This window comes from Pantoea sp. X-Soil-YNGN-844 (assembly GCF_059730595.1).
The window spans coordinates 388176-405999 of the sequence record NZ_AP036008.1; the positions used below are offsets into that span (position 1 = coordinate 388176).

The window sequence follows — 17824 nt, forward strand, 5'->3', positions numbered from 1 at the left end:
GGCATAGAATCGTTTTACCTTGCCATTTCAGTTATGCGTTAACTACCAACTAATCCTGCTATGGATATGCGGCGGATGGGAATATCCCACCGCCCCTTAAGTCCCCGCCCGCAGATTACTCTGTGGTCGGGATCACAAATTCCGGTGGCGACCACGCTGTGATTTCAGGCAGGGTCTCGTGATAAAGCGCAATCTCTACAAAACAGGTCTGCGCGCTGCACCCCTGGCCCAGTCGTGAACTGCCGCGATCCTGGGTCAGCACATTAGGGTTGCCATGTTTATCCAGCGGCTTGCCCTCCTGCTGTTCGAGCGGGTCATACCAGGCCCCGGTCGACATCTGCACCACCCCCGGCAGGATATCCTGCGTCAGATGCACGCCCGCCAGCAGCGCGCCGCGTTCATTGAACACTTTCACGATGCTGTTCTCCTCAATACCACGCGCAGCCGCATCCTCAGGGTGCATCCAGAGCGGCTCGCGCCCGGCAATTTTGGTGGCCCGGCTGACCCGGCCATGATCGTACTGGCTGTGTAGCCGGGTTCGCGGCTGGCTGGAGAGCAGATGCAACGGCCACTGCTGCTTCTCCTGCTGCTGAGCCTGATATTCCGGCGGATACCAGAAGGCAAAACCGGGTGCTTCTTCATAGTCAAAGTCAGCCACCCGCTGCGAAAAGAGCTCAATTTTTCCCGACGGTGTGCTGAGCGGGGCCGACTCCGGGTTATCGCGGAAGGCTTTGAGCAGGATCTGTGGTGTGTCAGGCGCGGGATATTCCACCATGCCCTGTGACCAGAAGGCCTCAAAGGGCGGCAGCTCAATGCCCTGCGCCGCTGCGCGTGGCCGGGAGTCTTCGTAGATGGCTTCAAGCCACTGGCGCTCATCGCATCCCTGAGTAAAGGCGTCAGCAAATCCGAGCCGCTGCGCCAGCTCAGCAAAGATGGCGTAATCCGATTTTGCCGCCCCAAACGGTGGCAGATGCTGCGGCATGGCGATAATAAAGCCGTCGTTGCTGGCGCTGCCAATATCCTCACGCTCCAGCGAGGTAGTGGCGGGCAGCACGATATCGGCAAATCTGGCCTGCGCCGTCCAGAACTGCTCATGCACAATCACGGTATCCGGCTGCTGCCATGCGCGTATCAGCTTGTTGATATCCTGATGATGATGGAAGACGTTTCCGCCAGCCCAGTAGACCAGCCGGATGTCGGGATAGGCCCGCTGCTGGCCGTTAAACGCGTAGAGACCGCCGGGATTAAGCAGCATGTCAGCGATACGTGCCACCGGTATAGTCTGCTGTACTACATTATGGCCGGCAGGCAGCCGGGGGCCGGAGAACTGTCGCCGGGCGGCACCCGCCAGATTGGTTGAGGCATAACCAAACCCCAGCCCGCCGCCGGGCGTGCCAATCTGCCCCAGTAGCGCAGTGGTGGCGACGGTGGCCCAGAACGCCTGCTCGCCCTGCCGCGCACGCTGCACTGACCAGGCAATATTGACCATCGTTTTGTGAGCCGCCATCTGTCGTGCTAACCCGCGGATCTGATCGGCGGCCAGCCCGGTCAGCGGCGCGGCCCATTCGGGCGTTTTGACGAGACCGTCATGCTCACCCTGCAGATAAGCCGCGTAGATTTCAAAACCCACGGTATAGCGCGACACAAAGGCCGCGTCATACAGGGACTCCGCAATCAATACCTGCCCGATGGCCAGCAACAATGCCGTATCAGAGCCGGGCTTTATCGCCAGCCACTCCGCGTCGGCCACCCCGGCGAGATCGTTTCTGACCGGACTGATGTTGATAAAACGGGTGCCATTCTGCCGCAGTGTGGTCAGCCAGTCGGCCAGCGCATGATCGTTAGCCCCACCGCCATTGACCTGGGCATTGCGCAGCGGCAATCCGCCAATCGCCACGAACAGTTCACAATGCTCCGCCAGTACCGGCCAGTGAGTATGGTGACGTTGTAACTCATCCAGATTACCGATGATGTGCGGCAGCGTGCGTTCACCGGCCGCAATACTGTAAGTATTGGTGCTGGCGGTGTAGCCGCCGTAGTGGTTAAAGAAGCGGTGCAGCTGGCTCTGGGCATGATGGAATCGTCCGGCGCTGGACCAGCCATATGAGCCGGCATAGATCGCTTCATTGCCGTGCCCGGTTTTCACCCGCGCCAGCTCGTCCGCCACCAGCTGCAGCGCCACTTCCCAGCTGACCTCGACAAACGGCTCTTTGCCGCGTCCGCTGCGTGAAGCGCTTCTGTTCTGCAGATAGCCGAGCCTGACAGCCGGATTTCTGACCCGGGTTTCACTCTGCACCGCGCCCGGCAGCGACTGCCCGATGGCAGAAGGATTACGGTCCCACGCCACCGGCCTGACCGACGTCAGAGTGTCACCGTCGGTGGTGACGTGATAGGTGCCCCAGTGCATTACCGCTAAATCATTCTTCTTCATGGTTTACTCGCGTCGGATACGGCGTGAAATACGCGTCCCCAGGGTTTGCAGAAGCTGGACAATAATAATGAGAACCAGCGCAGTCGAAATCGTGGCAAAGGCGTCAAAGCGCTGATAACCGTAGGTAATGGCGAGGTCACCGATGCCGCCGCCACCCACCGTGCCCGCCATCGCCGTGGCGCCCAGCAGTCCAATGGTGGCGGTGGTCAGCGCCAGCACCAGTGAAGAAGCGGCCTCCGGTAACATGAAATACCAGATAGTCTGCAGCGTGGTAGCCCCCATCGCGTTGGCTGACTCCAGAATGCCTTCGTCGACCTCCAGCAGGGCACTTTCCACCAGCCGCGAGATATAAGGCGCAATAAAGATCACCAGCGGCACAATGGCACCCGCCGTGCCAATCGTCGTGTTCACCAGCAGGCGCGTCAGCGGCAGGATAGTGATCAGCAGAATAATGAACGGCAGCGAACGGATGATATTCACAATGGGGTTCAGCAGCTGATGCACCAGACGCTGCGGCTGTATCCCGCCTGGACGGCAGACCACCAGAATAATGCCCAGCGGCAGCCCCAGCAGCGAACCAAAGCCCAGCGACAGCCCCACCATAATCAGCGTGTCCTGCATCGCCGTCAGGAACTGATCGCCGGTTACAGCCGTTTTAAAGAGTTCAGACATCACTGATTTTTACTCCGGTCGCGGTGAGAAACTGAATCGCCGCCTCGCGCTGCGCGGGTTCACCTTTAATCTGCACAATCATGAAACCCAGAATGGTGCGCTGCACCTCAGTCATGCTGGCGAACAGAATATTCACCTCCACCTCATAGTTACGGATCAGCTGATTGATCACCGGCTGCTGTGCCGTGCTGCCGACAAACTCCAGCCGCAACGCGTTGGCTGCCGGATGCTCGCTGAGCAACTGAAGCGTCTGCTGTGGCAGGCGATCGTGAATGACCGACTGCACAAAGCTGGCGCTCACCGCCTGCTGCGGTTCGGCGAACAGCGTCAGGACATCGCCCTGTTCAACAATGTGCCCGTGCGCCATCACCGCCATCCGGTTGCAGATCTTCTGCACTACCGACATCTCGTGGGTGATCAGCACAATGGTGATGCCGTAACGCTGATTGATTTCCTGTAACAACAGCAGAATCTGCACCGTGGTCTGAGGATCCAGCGCCGACGTCGCCTCATCGCACAGCAGAATGGCAGGATTGGTCGCCAGCGCGCGGGCAATCCCGACGCGCTGTTTCTGACCGCCGGAGAGTTCGTCCGGGTAGCTGTGGGCTTTGTCGCTGAGGTTCACAAACGCCAGCAGTTCCGCTACGCGGGTGGCGATAAAATCTTTACTCCGCCCCTGCAATATCAGCGGGATGGCCACGTTGTGAAATACGGTACGGGCATTGAGCAGATTAAAGTGCTGAAAGATCATCCCAATCTGCTTTTTGACTTCAATTAACCGCTTTTTGCTGATCCCCTGTAACGCTTCACCCTGCACCTCTACCGTGCCGGTCGTCGGCGTTTCCAGATGATTAATCAGGCGCAGCAGCGTGCTTTTTCCGGCACCGCTGGTGCCGATAACGCCAAAAATATCGCCCTGGTTGATGCGCAGATTAATATCCTGCAGCGCCTGCACTTCTGACCCGTTACGTGCGAAAGTTTTGCTGACCTGCTGAAACGCGATAGCCGCCTGACTCATTTGAAATAGTCTGGCAACAGATAGCCCGCATATTGCGCATTACCGGTGATATACGCTTTGAATTCCTTCGAGTGATAGCCGGCAATAATGTCACGGGCAAACTGAGCCTGCTTATTTTTACCCGCTACCGTTACTACGTTAATAAACTGGCTGGTTGGTGCCTCCAGTTTCAGCGCGGAATTGAGTTTCAGGCCACTGGAGACCGCGAAGTTACCCTGAATGACACCATAATCCACATCAGGTAGTGCACGCACCTGCTGGGCGTTATCCATCTCTTTCAGCACGATTTTGTAGGGGTTCTCCGTAATGTTTTTCTGCGAGAAGGTTGCGGCGTCGCTGTCAGGGCTGATTTTCAGCCAGCCGATACTCTGAAGTAGCAGCGCCGCACGATACTCATTGGAGGGCTGGTTCGGCACAGAGACCGTGCTGCCTGTCGTAGGCTGCGTTAGCGTTTTTGCGCGTTCAGAATAGAGCCCCATTGGCGGGGTCGGCACCTGCACAATACCGACGTTATCGATGCCAAGCCGATCGTTAACCGACTTCAGATAGACCGGATGCTGCATGATATTGGCGTCAATCGTGCCGCGATGCACAGCATCATTAACCTGAATGCCATCGCTGAAATCTTTATATTCCAGCGTATAACCCTGCTTAATTAACAGAGGTGCCACGCCTTTTTCAAACTGCTCTTTATACGGACCCGGATTAAAACCAATGCGTATTTTTTTCTGGTCTGCGGCTTGCGCAGCAGAGATAAAAATTGAAACAGCCGTCAGTGAAAAAATAATTCCCCGTGATGTAATGCGCATAGTACTTCCTGATTCATTATTGTGAGAGCAATCGATTTAATCACAGCCCTTACAATCAGGAACAGGCAAAACCGGTCCCGACTTTGGCTTATTTATGCTAACGATAGCCACAGGCTGAATATCCAGATAGCGGCAATCTTCAGCGTTATTTCTGCTAAAGAAATGAAACCCGGCTGTGTCATTCTTTTCCGCTTCACACTCTTTATTGCGGGACGGTTATGGCGGAGTTTGCAGCTTCAGATTTGGTCGCAGGGCTGGAAGAGAATCTTTTCAGCTTACTCGAGAAGCAGGCAGCAGAACTGGATGCATCGCAGTTACCGCTTATCGATCTCTCATCGGGCAGCCCACGTCAGCCTACGCCGCCTGCGGTCATCGCCTCCTTTCAGGCTGCGGCGGCGCAGCCTGAAAATCATGAGTATCCCTCCTTCTGGGGAAAGCCCGCCCTGCGTCAGGCTATCGCTGACTTTTACCAGCGTCACTATGGGGTCACGCTCAATCCCGATACCGAAGTTGCGCTGTTTCAGGGCGCGCACATTGGCGTCAACGGCTTTCCACGCGCCCTGCTCAACCCGGGCCAGGTGTTGATCTCCACCGATCCCTGTTATCCAATCTATCGCTCAGCAGCACGCCAGGCCGGTGCCGATTTTTATGGCATCCCGCTGGAGGCGCGTAACGCTTTCCTGCCCGATTTTACTCAAGTGCCGGATGAGATTGCCGAGCGCGCCGGTGGGATTATGCTCAACTATCCCCATAATCCCACCGGCGCACTGGCGACACCCGCGCTGTTCGCCGACGCGCTGGCTTTCGCCCGCCAGCACCATATTCCGCTGATCCATGACTTCGCCTACGCCACGCTGGGCAGTGAGTCGGGCGAACAGCCGCTGAGTCTGCTGGTCCAGCCCGATGCTAAAGAGTGGGGCGTGGAAATTTACACCCTGTCGAAAAGCGCGTTGATGGCAGGCTGGCGTGTGGGCTTTGCTGTGGGAAACGCCTCGATTATTACGGCTTTTAAAAAACTGCATACTCACAGCTACAGCACGGTGTCTGGTGCGGTGCAGGATGCCGCCATCACCGCCTTGTCGCTCTCTGCTGAGCAACTTAACCGTCTGGCTGATCCTTATCACCAGCGGCGTCGCGTGGTACTCGCCAGGCTGGCAGCGATGCACTGGCCGGTGCGCGCTCGTCAGGGCACCTTTTTCCTCTGGCTGCCTGCGCCACCCGGTTTTACCGGCGAGGAGTTCGCCAGCCTGTTACTGCGAGAGTGTCATCTGCTGGTGGCACCAGGTCACGGCTTTGGCCCCGCCGGGCGGGATTATATCCGTATCAGCCTGACCGCCAGCACGGAACAGCTGCTTCAGGCGCTGGATCGTATTGACGGCCTGAAGCTGATTAATGAGCGCAGGCGTAGCTGATGAAATCAGAGCCAGACAGCATCTGAGCCATAAACGCGGGATATGACCAAATGTTTATGAGCGTAAGCAGGCATGATTAAGTGCAGTGTGCTGGTTTTGTCAGCAAAGCCAGTTATTTCGGCTGAAAACTTGCAAAACCTTACATTCGTAGTCTAAGGTTTACCGGCTGCGGTTTCTGCCGCTTCACTTAAAAATTATTCGGCTTCTTATAGCTTTCATTTCCACGGTTTCTTCTGAACATTATTTGCGGCTGCGAAAGCTATAAGACTCCTTCATTGAAGTACCTGAGGAGAATATGGACACCAGAAACACATCGTCTGAACACCCAAAGAAACATTTCTGGAACAGGAAGCCCAAAGAGCTGACTGTTGACGACATTACCGTTATTGATAACGACATGCTGAAGCGCGCAGTTGGCGCAGCGGCGCTCGGTAACGCGATGGAATGGTTCGACTTTGGCGTATACAGCTATCTTGCCGTCATCATCGGCAAAGTCTTTTTCCCGGATGCCAACAACGCGGTGCAGCTGATTGCCACCTTTGGTACGTTTGCAGCGGCCTTCCTCGTGCGTCCGATTGGCGGCCTGGTGTTTGGCCCGCTGGGTGACCGCATCGGCCGTCAGAAAGTGCTGGCGATGACGATGATCATGATGTCGATCGGGACATTCTGCATCGGCCTGATCCCGGCCTATTCGTCGATAGGGATTATGGCCCCGATTCTGCTGCTGGTCGCGCGCCTGATTCAGGGCTTCTCGACCGGCGGTGAATATGGTGGTGCAGCGACCTTTATCGCGGAGTACTCCACCGACAAACGCCGTGGCTTTATGGGCAGCTTCCTTGAGTTCGGTACCATTGGCGGTTACCTGCTGGGGGCCAGCCTGGTCACGGTGATGACCACCGTGATGTCGAACGAGGCGATGATGTCCTGGGGCTGGCGCGTGCCGTTCTTTATTGCTGCGCCGCTGGGTCTTTTCGGCCTCTATGTCCGTCTGAAGCTGGAAGAGACGCCGGCATTCCAGCAGCACATGGAAAAGCAGGAAGCGCTGGAGCAGAGCAAACCGCGCCTGACACTGATGCAGATGCTGAGCAAGTATCGTGCGCCCATGCTGAAATGTATCGGTCTGGTGCTGCTGTTCAACGTCTCCAACTACATGCTGACCTCGTATATGCCGAGTTACCTCACCGGCGTACTGGGACTGCCAGAGCTGAGTGGTCTGCTGCTAGTGATGGTGGCGATGTTCGTGATGATGCCGCTGACGCTGCTGTGGGGGCGCTGGACCGATCGCATTGGTCGTCGTCCGGTGATTGGCTTTGGTGCAGTAGGCCTGATTCTGCTCGCCATTCCGAGCTTTATGCTGATCGGGTCAGGTAACATGTGGGCGGTATTTGGCGGCCTGCTGATTCTGGGCGTGCTGCACACCTGTTTCAGCGGCACCATGCCTTCGACGCTGCCAGCGCTGTTTACGACGGATATTCGTTACAGCGCACTGGCTATCGGCTTTAACCTGTCGGTGTCGCTGTTCGGCGGTACCACACCGCTGATTACCGCGTGGCTAGTGGATACCACTAAAAACAACATGATGCCCGCTTATTACATGATGGGCGCAGGCGTGATTGGCCTGCTGACCATTCTGACGGTACGTGAAACGGCGCGTCAGCCGCTGACTGGCTCCTCACCTGCGGTAGCAACCAAAGCGGAAGCCCATCGACTGATTGATAAGCTGCGTAAACGGCAAAAGCCCGCCACGACCGCGGCTAAATAACGCTTCTGACACCCTGCTCTGCAGGGTGTTTTTTTATCTGGCACACGCACACTCTATCCACCCGATTTTACTGCCCTGAAACGCGCGACTTTCGCCCGATTGCCACACAGCGCCATGCTGCACCAGCGGCGGCGATGCCCTTTGGTGCGATCGTAAAACCACAGGGTGCAGTCGGGATGTTCACAGGTACGGACTCTGCTGAAGTCTTCCTGCGTAAGCAGCATTGCAGCCTGTTCTGCAACCTGTCCCAGCCGTTGCTTCACGTTCTGGCTGGCGTAAACGCGCCTGATAGTCAGCGAACCCGACTTCCCTCTCAGTTGCAGGTGACTTGTCGCCTGGCCCAGCCAGGCATTCAGCGCCTCAGTACTCACATTCTCACCTGCTTTATGCTGCTGCACAGCGTCACGAACGATCTGACGTAACTGACATGCGGCCTGCACCAGCGCGCCCGGCTCATACTGCGGCGCAGATCCGTCGGTTAGCAGTCCGGCCTGTTGCAGCCAGGCTTCAACATCGCGATCGCTTTGCCAGAAATCGTGTGGCCGCCCCTCTGCGATAGCTTCGGTGTTGATAAAATCCAGCGCCGGATGATCGGCCAGAAACCACGGCCCCTGGCCGGAGTGTGATTGCGTTTCTGCCATGATGTCGCCCTCATTATTGAAATCTTCTGACGCTACTGTAACCGATAAAAAAGCAGGTGAGTAGTTACAGACTGCCTGATGTAACCACTAGATATCAATTTGACAGGTTACATTATCGCTGCATAATAAGCCTTTGTAACCCTATAAATACCATTTAACCAGTTACAGGAAAATATCATGCACACACACTCCGTTTCTTATCGTTATCAGCAGGCCGACGGCGTTAATGTTTTCTATCGTGAAGCGGGCGATCCATCACTGCCAGTGTTGCTACTGCTGCACGGTTTTCCCACCTCTTCTCATCAGTTTCGCAATCTCATCCCGCTTCTGTCCGATAAGTTCCATATCATCGCGCCCGATCTGCCTGGCTTTGGTTTTACTGACGTCCCCGCCGAACGTAACTATTCATGGACTTTCGACGCGCTCGGCCAGACGCTGACCGCGTTTGTCGATGCAATCGGGCTGAAACGCTACGCAATGTATGTTTTCGACTATGGCGCTCCCGCAGGTCTGCGGCTGGCGCTGGCCTACCCGGATCGCGTCAGCGGACTGATATCGCAAAACGGTAATGCCTATCTGGAGGGACTGGGAGACGCCTGGGCACCGGTTCGCGCATACTGGGCGGAACCCAGCGAGGAAAACGGTGAGGTGATCCGCGACGCCATCCTGACAGCCGAAGGGGTTAAATGGCAGTATCTGCATGGGGTCAGCGATCCGCAGCAGATCGCCCCGGAAAGTTATACTCTGGACACGCTGCTGATGGAGCGTCCCGGAAACAAAGATATTCAGCAGGCACTGTTCCTTGATTACGCCAGCAATCTCAAACGCTACCCGGAATTTCAGGCATTCTTTCGCCAGCAGCAGCTCCCGACGCTGGTGATCTGGGGCAAACACGATCCTTTCTTTATTCCACCCGGCGCCGTGGCCTGGCAGCGCGATAATCCGCAGGCGGTGGTCGAGCTGCTGGATAGCGGTCACTTCGCGCTGGAGACCCATACCGATCACATCGCGATGCGCATCCGTGAGATGTTCAGCGGCGACTGACCCGCTGCGCGCAGAGGCAGGCTACAGGTCGCTGCCTCTGAAAACTCAACGCTTATTCATTGCTGAAGCGGCCAACCGTGCTGGCCGCGCCCAGGGCGTGACCTTTCAGCTGGGCCACCAGCTCTGCCTGAGTTAACCCCGCCTTCAGCTGGCCCACCGGCAAATCAGTGGCGATCAGCACAAAGTTATAGTGATGCAGGCCGCTGCCTTTCGGTGGACAAGGCCCGTAATAGTGCAGTGTCCCGGGGGTATTTTTTCCGCCGGTATAGTCCTTGCCCTCTGTCAGCGCGCCCTGCGCAAACGACGAACGGCTGGCCGGAATGTTATAGGCCACCATATGTGTCACGCCCAGCCCTTTGGCCCCGACCGGATCGGTCATAAGCAGAGCCAGACTACGAGTGCCCGCCGGAATCGCAGACCAGTTAAGCTCGGGAGAAATATTCTCACCGGTGCAGGAAGGATTACTTTTATTGGCACCGGCAAACTTTTTGTCCAGTAGCGCATTATCGCTGAAATCCTGTGATTGCAGCGTAAACACCGACGCTGCCAGCGCGGTTATTGGCAAAACGGCAAGCAACGTTGCACAGAATAATTTTTTCACCAGCCACTCCTTATCAGGTTAGTTCCGGATGCATTGCATCACTGCCTGCTTACTATAACGGCTTTAACACGATTAGCCCGGCTGACCGGCCGTTTAAATATTGCGAAACGGCAGATCTATGATCGCTGTCGCGCTGGCTGAGGGTGCTGACGCGTTGCCCTGAGACGCATTACCCGATATAAGTTAACGCCTGCGGCTGAGTTTTCGCCTGAAACCCCGTCACTGTCACCGATAAGTGGACACTATGCAGATTGAAGATCTCCGGATTTACATCGCCGTGATACATGCTGGTAACTTCACTGCAGCCGCTGAGCAGCTGATGTTATCGAAACAGTATGTCAGCCGCCGCATGGCCGCGCTGGAAGCGTCGTTAGGCGTACGTCTGCTGATACGTAACACCCGCAAGCTGTCAGTGACGGATGCGGGTCTGCTGTTTGCGCAGCATGCTCAGCGCATTCTGGATGAGATTCAGGAAGCCGAACTGGCAGTGTCGGAGCAGCAGCAGACGCTGCGCGGCACTTTCCGCATCAATCTGCCGATGTCGTTTGGCATGAGCCACCTGTCACCGCTGATTGCGGAGTTTCTGAGTCATCATCCGGCACTGCAGTTTCAGATTGAGCTGGCGGATCGCTATGTTGATGTAATTGGCGAAGGCGTCGATATGGCAATCCGTATTGGCACCCTGGCCGATTCCACGCTGATTGCCCGCCCGCTGGGCGAACTGAAGCGGGTGATCTGCTGCAGTCCTGACTACCTGAAACGGGCTGGCACGCCTCAACATCCGGATGAGTTATTGCAACACGCCTGTCTGCGCTATGGACGGGAGGGACAGAATGGCTGGGAACTGCAGGTTAATGGCAAAGCGAAGTGGCTGGCGGTTCAGGGCCCTATGGTAAGTAACAATGGCGAAGTGCTGCGTGATGCCGCCCTGGCGGGACTCGGACTGGTCTTGCTACCCGCTTTTATCGTTGAGTCAGCCCTTCAAAGAGGTGAACTGGTGACGGTGCTGGACGGCTGCCAGCCGCCACCGCTCTCCCTGAATGCGGTTTACCCGCAGCACCGTCAGCGCAGCGAAGTAAACCGCCAATTACTGGCCTTTTTACAGACGCGTTTAGCGCCGTAACTGAGCTAAAGCGTTTTTAATGCCGCAAAAACGCTGGCGACTGCAACCGCACCGGGATCGGGCACGCCATTCAGGTTCGCGCTGTTGAGATAAGATGATCGGCCCGCCTTTGCTTTTCCCATGCTGGCGGTTGCATCACTGCCGTGCTGCGCCGCATCTGCTGCGGCTGCCAGCGATTTGCCCGCCACCAGCGCCTCAATCGCGGGCTGGAGCGCATCAATCAGTGTACGATCGCCCGGTTTAGCCCCGCCATACTGCTTCATTTTTTCCAGACCCTGTTGTAAAGCGATCGGTAAGTCATCTCCATCCGACAAATGCTGCGCGGCGGCGGTGAAGAAGATAGCCATCAACACGCCGCTGGAACCACCCATAACCGTGGCCAGTCGCTCACCCGTTACCGCGAGCAGGTCGGGCAGAACATTCAGCGGCAGCTGGTTATCGGCGCATTCACGCTGGATTTGACGCGCACCAGCAGCAAAGGTCGACCCGGTATCCCCGTCACCCACCTGCGCATCGAGTTTGTTAAGCACGCTTTCACTGGCGATCAGCGTTTCACAGATGCGGTTCACAAAGGCAGCGACCCCCGGGTTTTCGGAGGGTTGCACCGGATCCGCTGTCGCCTCCCGGGTTGCATTAACCGGCTGCAGTGATGTGATCTCAACCGCCGGAACCCAGCCGGTCACGTCGACCGGGGCGCAGATCGCCGCTTCGAACAGCGGCGTCAGCGTCATGCAGGTGACGGAAAAGCCTTTCATGTCCAGTGCGGTCATCAGCGGTGCCGGACCTATCAGATAACGGCTTCCGTGGCTGAGCGGCGACTCAATCAGATCGCGTGTGACCAGACTCATCTCCAGCGCCGACATCCCGCCAAGATTATTCACCAGCAGCGCGCAGGGCTGATCCTTGCCTGGCATCACCTTTTCCAGCAGATGCTGCACAATCTGCTGGCTGTTCTGAGTCGGCAGGACGTCAACGCCCGGCTCGCCGTGAATCCCCAGCCCCATTTCCACACTGCCGTCGGGCACCCGCTGGCCGGTCTGTTCATCCGGCAGATGACAGCTGGAAAGCGCTACCCCCATGGTGGCGATAGCACGACTGGCGGCCTCTGCGGCCTCAGTTACCGCCGCCAGATCATCACCCCGCTCGGCGACAAAACCTGCCACTTTATGCACCAGCAACGTGCCTGCCACGCCGCGTGGCTGAGGATTATCCGGTAAGGCCACATCATCACCAACAATCACCATATTGACGCTGAATCCTGCATTGCGGGCCTTTTCAGCCGCCAGCCCAAAGTTGAGTCGGTCGCCGGTGTAGTTTTTCACAATCAGCAGACATCCCGCGTCACCGGTAAGGTTGATGATGGCGTTATAAACCGCATCAACGCTGGGTGAGGCAAACACATCGCCACAGACGGCCGCCGTCAGCATCCCTTTGCCGATGAAGCCGACATGGGCGGGCTCATGGCCGGAACCGCCACCGGAGATCAGTGCGACCTGCTGTTTTTTCCAGTCTCTGCGCATCACGATGCGAATGTGGGGATCGACCTGCAGCCGCACCAGATTGCGCCACGGACTGGCGTAAATCATGCCATCTAACGCGCTGTCGACGAGATCATCCTTCTTATTCATTACGAATCGGGTCATGTCTTCATTCCTCATGGGCGGACGGGTTTGTGATAAAGAAGTGTTGCACACAACGGACGATGGGCATAATTCACCGCCTCTCATCGCAACCCCATCAGACGAAAGTCGTGTCTGAATGAAATGCGCGCATCACTTTTTACTAATTCATTGATTTTTATCAAATGCCCTTACCTGAAACTGAGAGGTTATGCGCAGAACCTGCACAGCGGATCACGGATCGTAGAAAACCATTTCTTAACAGAGGATGTTTTGATGACCCAACGTATGATTCTGAATGAAACCGCCTGGTTTGGTGCTGGCGCATTACGTCATTTGCCTGAAGAGGTACAGCGTCGCGGGATGCGTAAAGCGCTTATTGTCACTGATAAAGCGCTGGTTGCAGCAGGCGCGCTGAAGCGGGTCACTGACCTGCTGGAACAGCATCAGCTTGCCTGGGCGGTTTATGATGAGGTCGTACCGAATCCGACTATCCGGGTGGTGCAGCAGGGCGTTGCCGTGTTCAGGGAGTCAGGTGCTGACTACCTTATCGCCATCGGCGGTGGCTCACCGCAGGACACCAGCAAAGCGATCGGCATTATTATCAACAACCCTGAATTCGAAGATGTTCGCAGCCTGGAAGGCGTCAGCCCAACCCGTCATCCGTGCGTGCCCATCATCGCCATTCCGACCACGGCAGGCACCGCGGCAGAAGTCACCATTAACTATGTCATTACCGACGAAGAGAATCGTCGCAAGTTTGTCTGCGTCGATCCGCATGACATTCCAAAAGTGGCGATTATTGATGCGGAGATGATGGCGAGCATGCCCGCCTCGCTGAAAGCTGCCACCGGTATTGATGCATTAACTCACGCGATTGAAGGGTACATTACGCGCGGTGCCTGGCCCCTGACTGACATGCTGCACCTCAAAGCCATTGAAATTATCAGCCAGTCACTGCGCGAATCGGTGGCGGGAAATATTGATGCAGTAGAACAGATGGCGCTGGGGCAGTATGTGGCCGGGATGGGCTTCTCCAATGTCGGACTTGGTCTGGTGCATGGTATGGCGCATCCGCTGGGTGCCTTTTATAACGTGCCGCACGGCGTGGCGAACGCCATCCTGCTGCCACAGGTGATGGCGTGGAATGCCCCGTCAACAGGCGAAAAATATCGCGATATCGCTCGCGCCATGGGTGTGAAACAGGTCGACACGCTGACGCTGGATCAGGCGCGGGAAGCGGCTGTCGCTGCGGTTCGTCAGCTCTGCCGCGATGTGGGCATTCCCCGTTCGTTGCGTGAGGTCGGCTTGCAAGAGGCAGATATTCCTGCACTGGCGCAGGCGGCACTGGATGATGTCTGCACCGGCGGCAACCCACGCACGCCGGATCTTGAAGCGGTAATGGCGCTCTATCGTCAGAGTTAAAACACCTCCGCTGTGTCGTTATGCACTGCAATATCAGGCCCGCCCACCATCGCGGGCTTTTTTACGTCATGGCCACGATCAGTCAGCAGTCGTTCGCCAGGGGGTGTTCGGACAGGATCGCGGCATCAGCAAAGGTCCGACCCGCATTTTCCGGCACGGTTTCAGCCTGAAATCGCCTGTTATCTTCATGCAAGTCAGAGAGCAAATCAGCCGCATTAACCGATAATTTCTTTAGATGCTAAACCCTGATTCACTTGATCTGGATCACAAAACTCCGCATCATGCGCAGCGAAAACCATAATGACGCTGCGGAGATATCAATGACACTGTACCAGGGTATGCTAATTTTCTATGCCGTTGTTGCACTGGTCGCGACGCTGATCACCTTCTTCATCGCCAAAGATAAGCTGAGCATCAAACTGCTGAGCGCCTTTCTGGTGGGTGCCACCTGGCCGATGAGTTTTCCTGTGGCGCTGATGTTTGCGCTGTTTTAATTGACAATATCCCCTTAGCGACCACACTCAGGTAAGACGTCCCTGACCTGCCAACCGCCGATCACCGACGTGACCTTGCTCATGACGGTTAATAAGGAGCGGATATGCGCGTAGTCAGTGTGATGATTCTGGTTTATCTTCTCAGTGCCTGTAGTGCCCCGTGGCACGCTGAAAAACCGGTTCCCGCGGCCGAAACCCGGCAGCAGACCTGCCAGCCCGGCTCTAATCCCAGCCAGAACGACTGCGGTCACTTCCCCGAGCCCGAGTTCCACTAATCAGCGATACAGCGATCGCTGTGGCGAGATCGCATTTACGCTATTTCATAACATAACAAGGCTTTACAGGCCGCTAACCGGTCAGTAAAGTAGCGCCCAGACATCAATTCTGATGCGTAAGCGTTAACGTCAACCAACGCCCCCGCAGCACTGCTGCATGTGATGATCCCTGCCATGATGCCTGTACAACAGCAAGCTAAACCCCTCGCTGCGTTTTCCAGCGCCAGCTTTTTTTTGTTCGTCCTGCTGCTCACCGCAGCGAATCTTCGGGCACCGATTACCGCCATCGGCCCGGTGCTGCAGGATATCCGCCAGACTTTTGGCCTCAGCGCCAGCGAAGCAGGCCTGTTTAATTTTATTCCACTGATGCTCTTTGCCCTGCTCGCCCCTCCTGCCGCCTGGCTGGGAAACCGGGTCGGGCTGGCGCGCAGTTTGTGGGGCGCACTGTGCCTGATTACTGCCGGTTCACTGTTGCGCTGGTTGCCTGCTGAAGCGGCATTATGGAGCGGAACGCTGCTGCTGAGCGCAGGCATTGCCGCTGCAAACGTCCTGCTGCCGCCGCTGATTAAGCGCGATTTCACCGCCCATACCGCCAGATACATTGGCCTTTATGCCGCCACCATGTCGATTACTGCCAGCCTCGCGTCCGGCATTGCCGTGCCGCTGAGCCAGCTCTCAACGGCGGGCTGGCGACTCTCACTGGTTGTCTGGGCGCTGCCGGGACTGGTTGCGCTGCTCGCCTGGCTGCCGCTTTTACGTCAGCGGCAGTCAACTTTAGCGCCAGCTGACGAATCGCGTGCACATCATCATGTGTGGCGCTCAGCCGGTGGCTGGCAAATCGCCCTGTTCATGGCACTGCAATCGCTGGCGTTTTATACCCTGATCGACTGGTTTGCCGTATTTGCTCAGGATAATGGCTTCACTCAGGCGCAGGCAGGCTGGCTGCTGTTCTGGTATCAGGCAATTGCGATCGTTGCTAACCTGGGCTGTATGGTTGCGCTGAAGCGGGTAAAAGATGCCCGGCTCACCGCATTCATTGCTTCCTCGGGTATTTTCCTCGGTATGTCAGGACTGCTGCTTAATCCGCAATGGGCGGTGATCTGGCTGACACTGGCCGGACTGGGCGCCGGGGCTTCACTGGTGCTCTGCCTCTCGCTGTTTAATCTGCGCGCCACGCATCATCGTCAGGCCTCACAACTTTCAGGCATGGCGCAATGTGTGGGTTATGCGCTGGCAGCCCTGGGCCCGCTGTTTTTTGGCATTCTCCATGAGCAGAGCGGTAACTGGACGCTGCCCTTCAGCGTGCTGGCACTGCTGAGCCTGTTACAGATGGCATTGGCTCCGCTGGCAGCACAGCCAAAACCCATCAGCTGAAAATGCGGCTCAGCGACTCATAACAGATGACTGGCCGGGCGAAAATGCATAGCGCATTGCCGGTCAGCGAAAACCGACGGGAGAAAAGTGCGTGTCTGAACTGAATAATGCTCTGCTGCAGGAGGTCCTGGATCAGGTGCGTCCGCTGGTCCATCAGGGAAAAGTCGCTGACTATATCCCCGCGCTGGCCGATGTCGCGGCCGACAATCTCGCCATAGCCGTTTGCCTGCGTGACGGCACCCTCTTTCAGGCGGGCGATGCGGAGACGCGCTTTTCGATTCAGTCGATATCCAAAGCGCTATCGCTGACCGTGGCGCTGACCCGCTATGACGACAGTGAAATCTGGCAGCGGGTGGGCAAGGAGCCATCAGGCCAGCCATTTAATTCCCTGGTGCAGCTGGAGCTGGAACAGGGCAAGCCGCGTAATCCGTTTATTAATGCCGGGGCGCTGGTAATCTGCGATCTTCTGGAAACCCGCCTGACCGCGCCGCGCCAGCGAATGCTGGAAATTGTGCGCCAGCTGAGCCTGCAGCCCGATATCAATTATGATCGCCACGTTGCCCGCTCTGAATTTGAACATTCAGCCCGCAACGCCGCGATCGCCTGGCTGATGAAGTCGTTTGGTAATTTCGATAACGATGTCACCAGCGTCATGCAGACCTATTTCCACTATTGCTCTCTATCGATGAACTGCGTTGAACTGGCTCGCACCTTCGTCTATCTGGCTAATCAGGGTAAAACACTGGATGGCAGCCAGATGATTACACCGCGTCAGGCACGGCAGATTAACGCACTGATGATCACCAGCGGGATGTATGATGGCGCAGGCGAATTCGCGTGGCGGGTCGGGATGCCTGCGAAGTCGGGCGTAGGTGGCGGAATTATTGCCGTCATCCCTGGCGAAATGAGCATTGCCGTCTGGTCACCCGGGCTGGATAGCGCAGGTAATTCGCTGGCAGGTACCGCTGTGCTCGAATTGCTGACGGAAAAGCTGGGGCGCTCGATATTTTGATTCTGAGCGCGCAAATAACAGGCTCACCGTGATGAAAAGCGATGGTTTTCCCATGATTCCGGCAAGCTGATTTTATATCTTGAGTGCAGTACGCTGGCGATTTGAGTCGTCA

16 protein-coding genes are annotated in these 17824 nt (G+C 56.6%); 9 read left to right on the plus strand and 7 right to left on the minus strand.

Translation table 11 applies throughout. The features are described 5' to 3' along the window. Positions 1 to 115: 115 nt before the first annotated feature. Genes AC6I8C_RS20620 through AC6I8C_RS20635 form a run of 4 tightly spaced genes read right to left on the minus strand, consistent with a single transcriptional unit; the run spans position 116 to position 4930 of the window. Positions 116 to 2431: a molybdopterin-dependent oxidoreductase gene (locus tag AC6I8C_RS20620; protein WP_497823648.1), complete on the minus strand. Its 2316-nt coding sequence runs from the start codon at positions 2429 to 2431 to the stop codon at positions 116 to 118. 3 nt (positions 2432 to 2434) lie between these two features. Beyond that, the gene (locus tag AC6I8C_RS20625; RefSeq protein WP_497823649.1) at positions 2435 to 3103 is read right to left on the minus strand and encodes a methionine ABC transporter permease; all 669 of its coding nucleotides are present in this window, start codon (positions 3101 to 3103) and stop codon (positions 2435 to 2437) included. After that, a complete protein-coding gene (locus AC6I8C_RS20630; RefSeq protein ID WP_497823650.1) occupies positions 3096 to 4121 on the minus strand; it encodes a methionine ABC transporter ATP-binding protein in 1026 nt (341 codons plus the stop codon). Before AC6I8C_RS20630 ends, AC6I8C_RS20625 begins: the two co-directional genes overlap by 8 nt. Next, complete coding sequence (locus AC6I8C_RS20635; protein ID WP_497823651.1) at positions 4118 to 4930, minus strand: MetQ/NlpA family ABC transporter substrate-binding protein; 813 nt, start codon at positions 4928 to 4930, stop codon at positions 4118 to 4120. The genes AC6I8C_RS20630 and AC6I8C_RS20635 overlap by 4 nt, the downstream gene beginning before the upstream one ends. A gap of 218 nt (positions 4931 to 5148) precedes the next feature. On the opposite strand from AC6I8C_RS20635, the gene AC6I8C_RS20640 reads away from it, so the two are divergent. Both AC6I8C_RS20640 and proP read left to right on the plus strand, forming a co-directional pair. Continuing rightward, entirely contained in the window at positions 5149 to 6342 is a 1194-nt protein-coding gene (locus AC6I8C_RS20640; protein WP_497823652.1) for an aminotransferase class I/II-fold pyridoxal phosphate-dependent enzyme, read from the plus strand. A 295-nt stretch (positions 6343 to 6637) separates the two neighbouring features. Then, positions 6638 to 8104, plus strand: a complete 1467-nt coding sequence (gene proP, locus AC6I8C_RS20645; protein WP_095708080.1) for a glycine betaine/L-proline transporter ProP — start codon at positions 6638 to 6640, stop codon at positions 8102 to 8104. A gap of 53 nt (positions 8105 to 8157) precedes the next feature. Here proP and AC6I8C_RS20650 read toward each other — a convergent pair whose 3' ends face one another. Beyond that, positions 8158 to 8745 (minus strand): CGNR zinc finger domain-containing protein, encoded by a 588-nt coding sequence (locus AC6I8C_RS20650; protein WP_497823653.1) that lies wholly within the window; start codon positions 8743 to 8745, stop codon positions 8158 to 8160. 177 nt (positions 8746 to 8922) lie between these two features. Here AC6I8C_RS20650 and AC6I8C_RS20655 point away from each other — a divergent pair, with 177 nt between their 5' ends. Continuing rightward, the gene (locus AC6I8C_RS20655) at positions 8923 to 9789 is read left to right on the plus strand and encodes an alpha/beta fold hydrolase (protein WP_497823654.1); all 867 of its coding nucleotides are present in this window, start codon (positions 8923 to 8925) and stop codon (positions 9787 to 9789) included. A gap of 52 nt (positions 9790 to 9841) precedes the next feature. On the opposite strand, the gene AC6I8C_RS20660 is transcribed toward AC6I8C_RS20655, so the two are convergent. Then, positions 9842 to 10390: a YbhB/YbcL family Raf kinase inhibitor-like protein gene (locus tag AC6I8C_RS20660; protein WP_497823655.1), complete on the minus strand. Its 549-nt coding sequence runs from the start codon at positions 10388 to 10390 to the stop codon at positions 9842 to 9844. A gap of 244 nt (positions 10391 to 10634) precedes the next feature. Here AC6I8C_RS20660 and AC6I8C_RS20665 point away from each other — a divergent pair, with 244 nt between their 5' ends. Continuing rightward, positions 10635 to 11513: a LysR family transcriptional regulator gene (locus AC6I8C_RS20665; protein ID WP_013196161.1), complete on the plus strand. Its 879-nt coding sequence runs from the start codon at positions 10635 to 10637 to the stop codon at positions 11511 to 11513. A gap of 5 nt (positions 11514 to 11518) precedes the next feature. Here AC6I8C_RS20665 and AC6I8C_RS20670 read toward each other — a convergent pair whose 3' ends face one another. Beyond that, entirely contained in the window at positions 11519 to 13156 is a 1638-nt protein-coding gene (locus tag AC6I8C_RS20670; RefSeq protein ID WP_497823656.1) for a dihydroxyacetone kinase subunit DhaK, read from the minus strand. A 252-nt stretch (positions 13157 to 13408) separates the two neighbouring features. On the opposite strand from AC6I8C_RS20670, the gene fucO reads away from it, so the two are divergent. The 5 genes from fucO (at position 13409) to glsB (ending at position 17712) form a co-directional block, all read left to right on the plus strand. Further along, positions 13409 to 14557: a lactaldehyde reductase gene (gene fucO, locus AC6I8C_RS20675; RefSeq protein ID WP_061060854.1), complete on the plus strand. Its 1149-nt coding sequence runs from the start codon at positions 13409 to 13411 to the stop codon at positions 14555 to 14557. A gap of 320 nt (positions 14558 to 14877) precedes the next feature. Then, on the plus strand, positions 14878 to 15051 hold the full coding sequence (locus tag AC6I8C_RS20680) for a GhoT/OrtT family toxin (RefSeq protein ID WP_008924737.1): 174 nt from the start codon (positions 14878 to 14880) through the stop codon (positions 15049 to 15051). Positions 15052 to 15155: 104 nt separating this feature from the next. Next, positions 15156 to 15326 (plus strand): hypothetical protein, encoded by a 171-nt coding sequence (locus AC6I8C_RS20685; protein WP_497823657.1) that lies wholly within the window; start codon positions 15156 to 15158, stop codon positions 15324 to 15326. Positions 15327 to 15500: 174 nt separating this feature from the next. After that, complete coding sequence (locus AC6I8C_RS20690; RefSeq protein WP_497823658.1) at positions 15501 to 16700, plus strand: CynX/NimT family MFS transporter; 1200 nt, start codon at positions 15501 to 15503, stop codon at positions 16698 to 16700. Between the two features lie 91 nt (positions 16701 to 16791). Beyond that, a complete protein-coding gene (gene glsB / locus AC6I8C_RS20695; RefSeq protein WP_497823659.1) occupies positions 16792 to 17712 on the plus strand; it encodes a glutaminase B in 921 nt (306 codons plus the stop codon). The last annotated feature ends 112 nt before the right edge of the window (positions 17713 to 17824 follow it).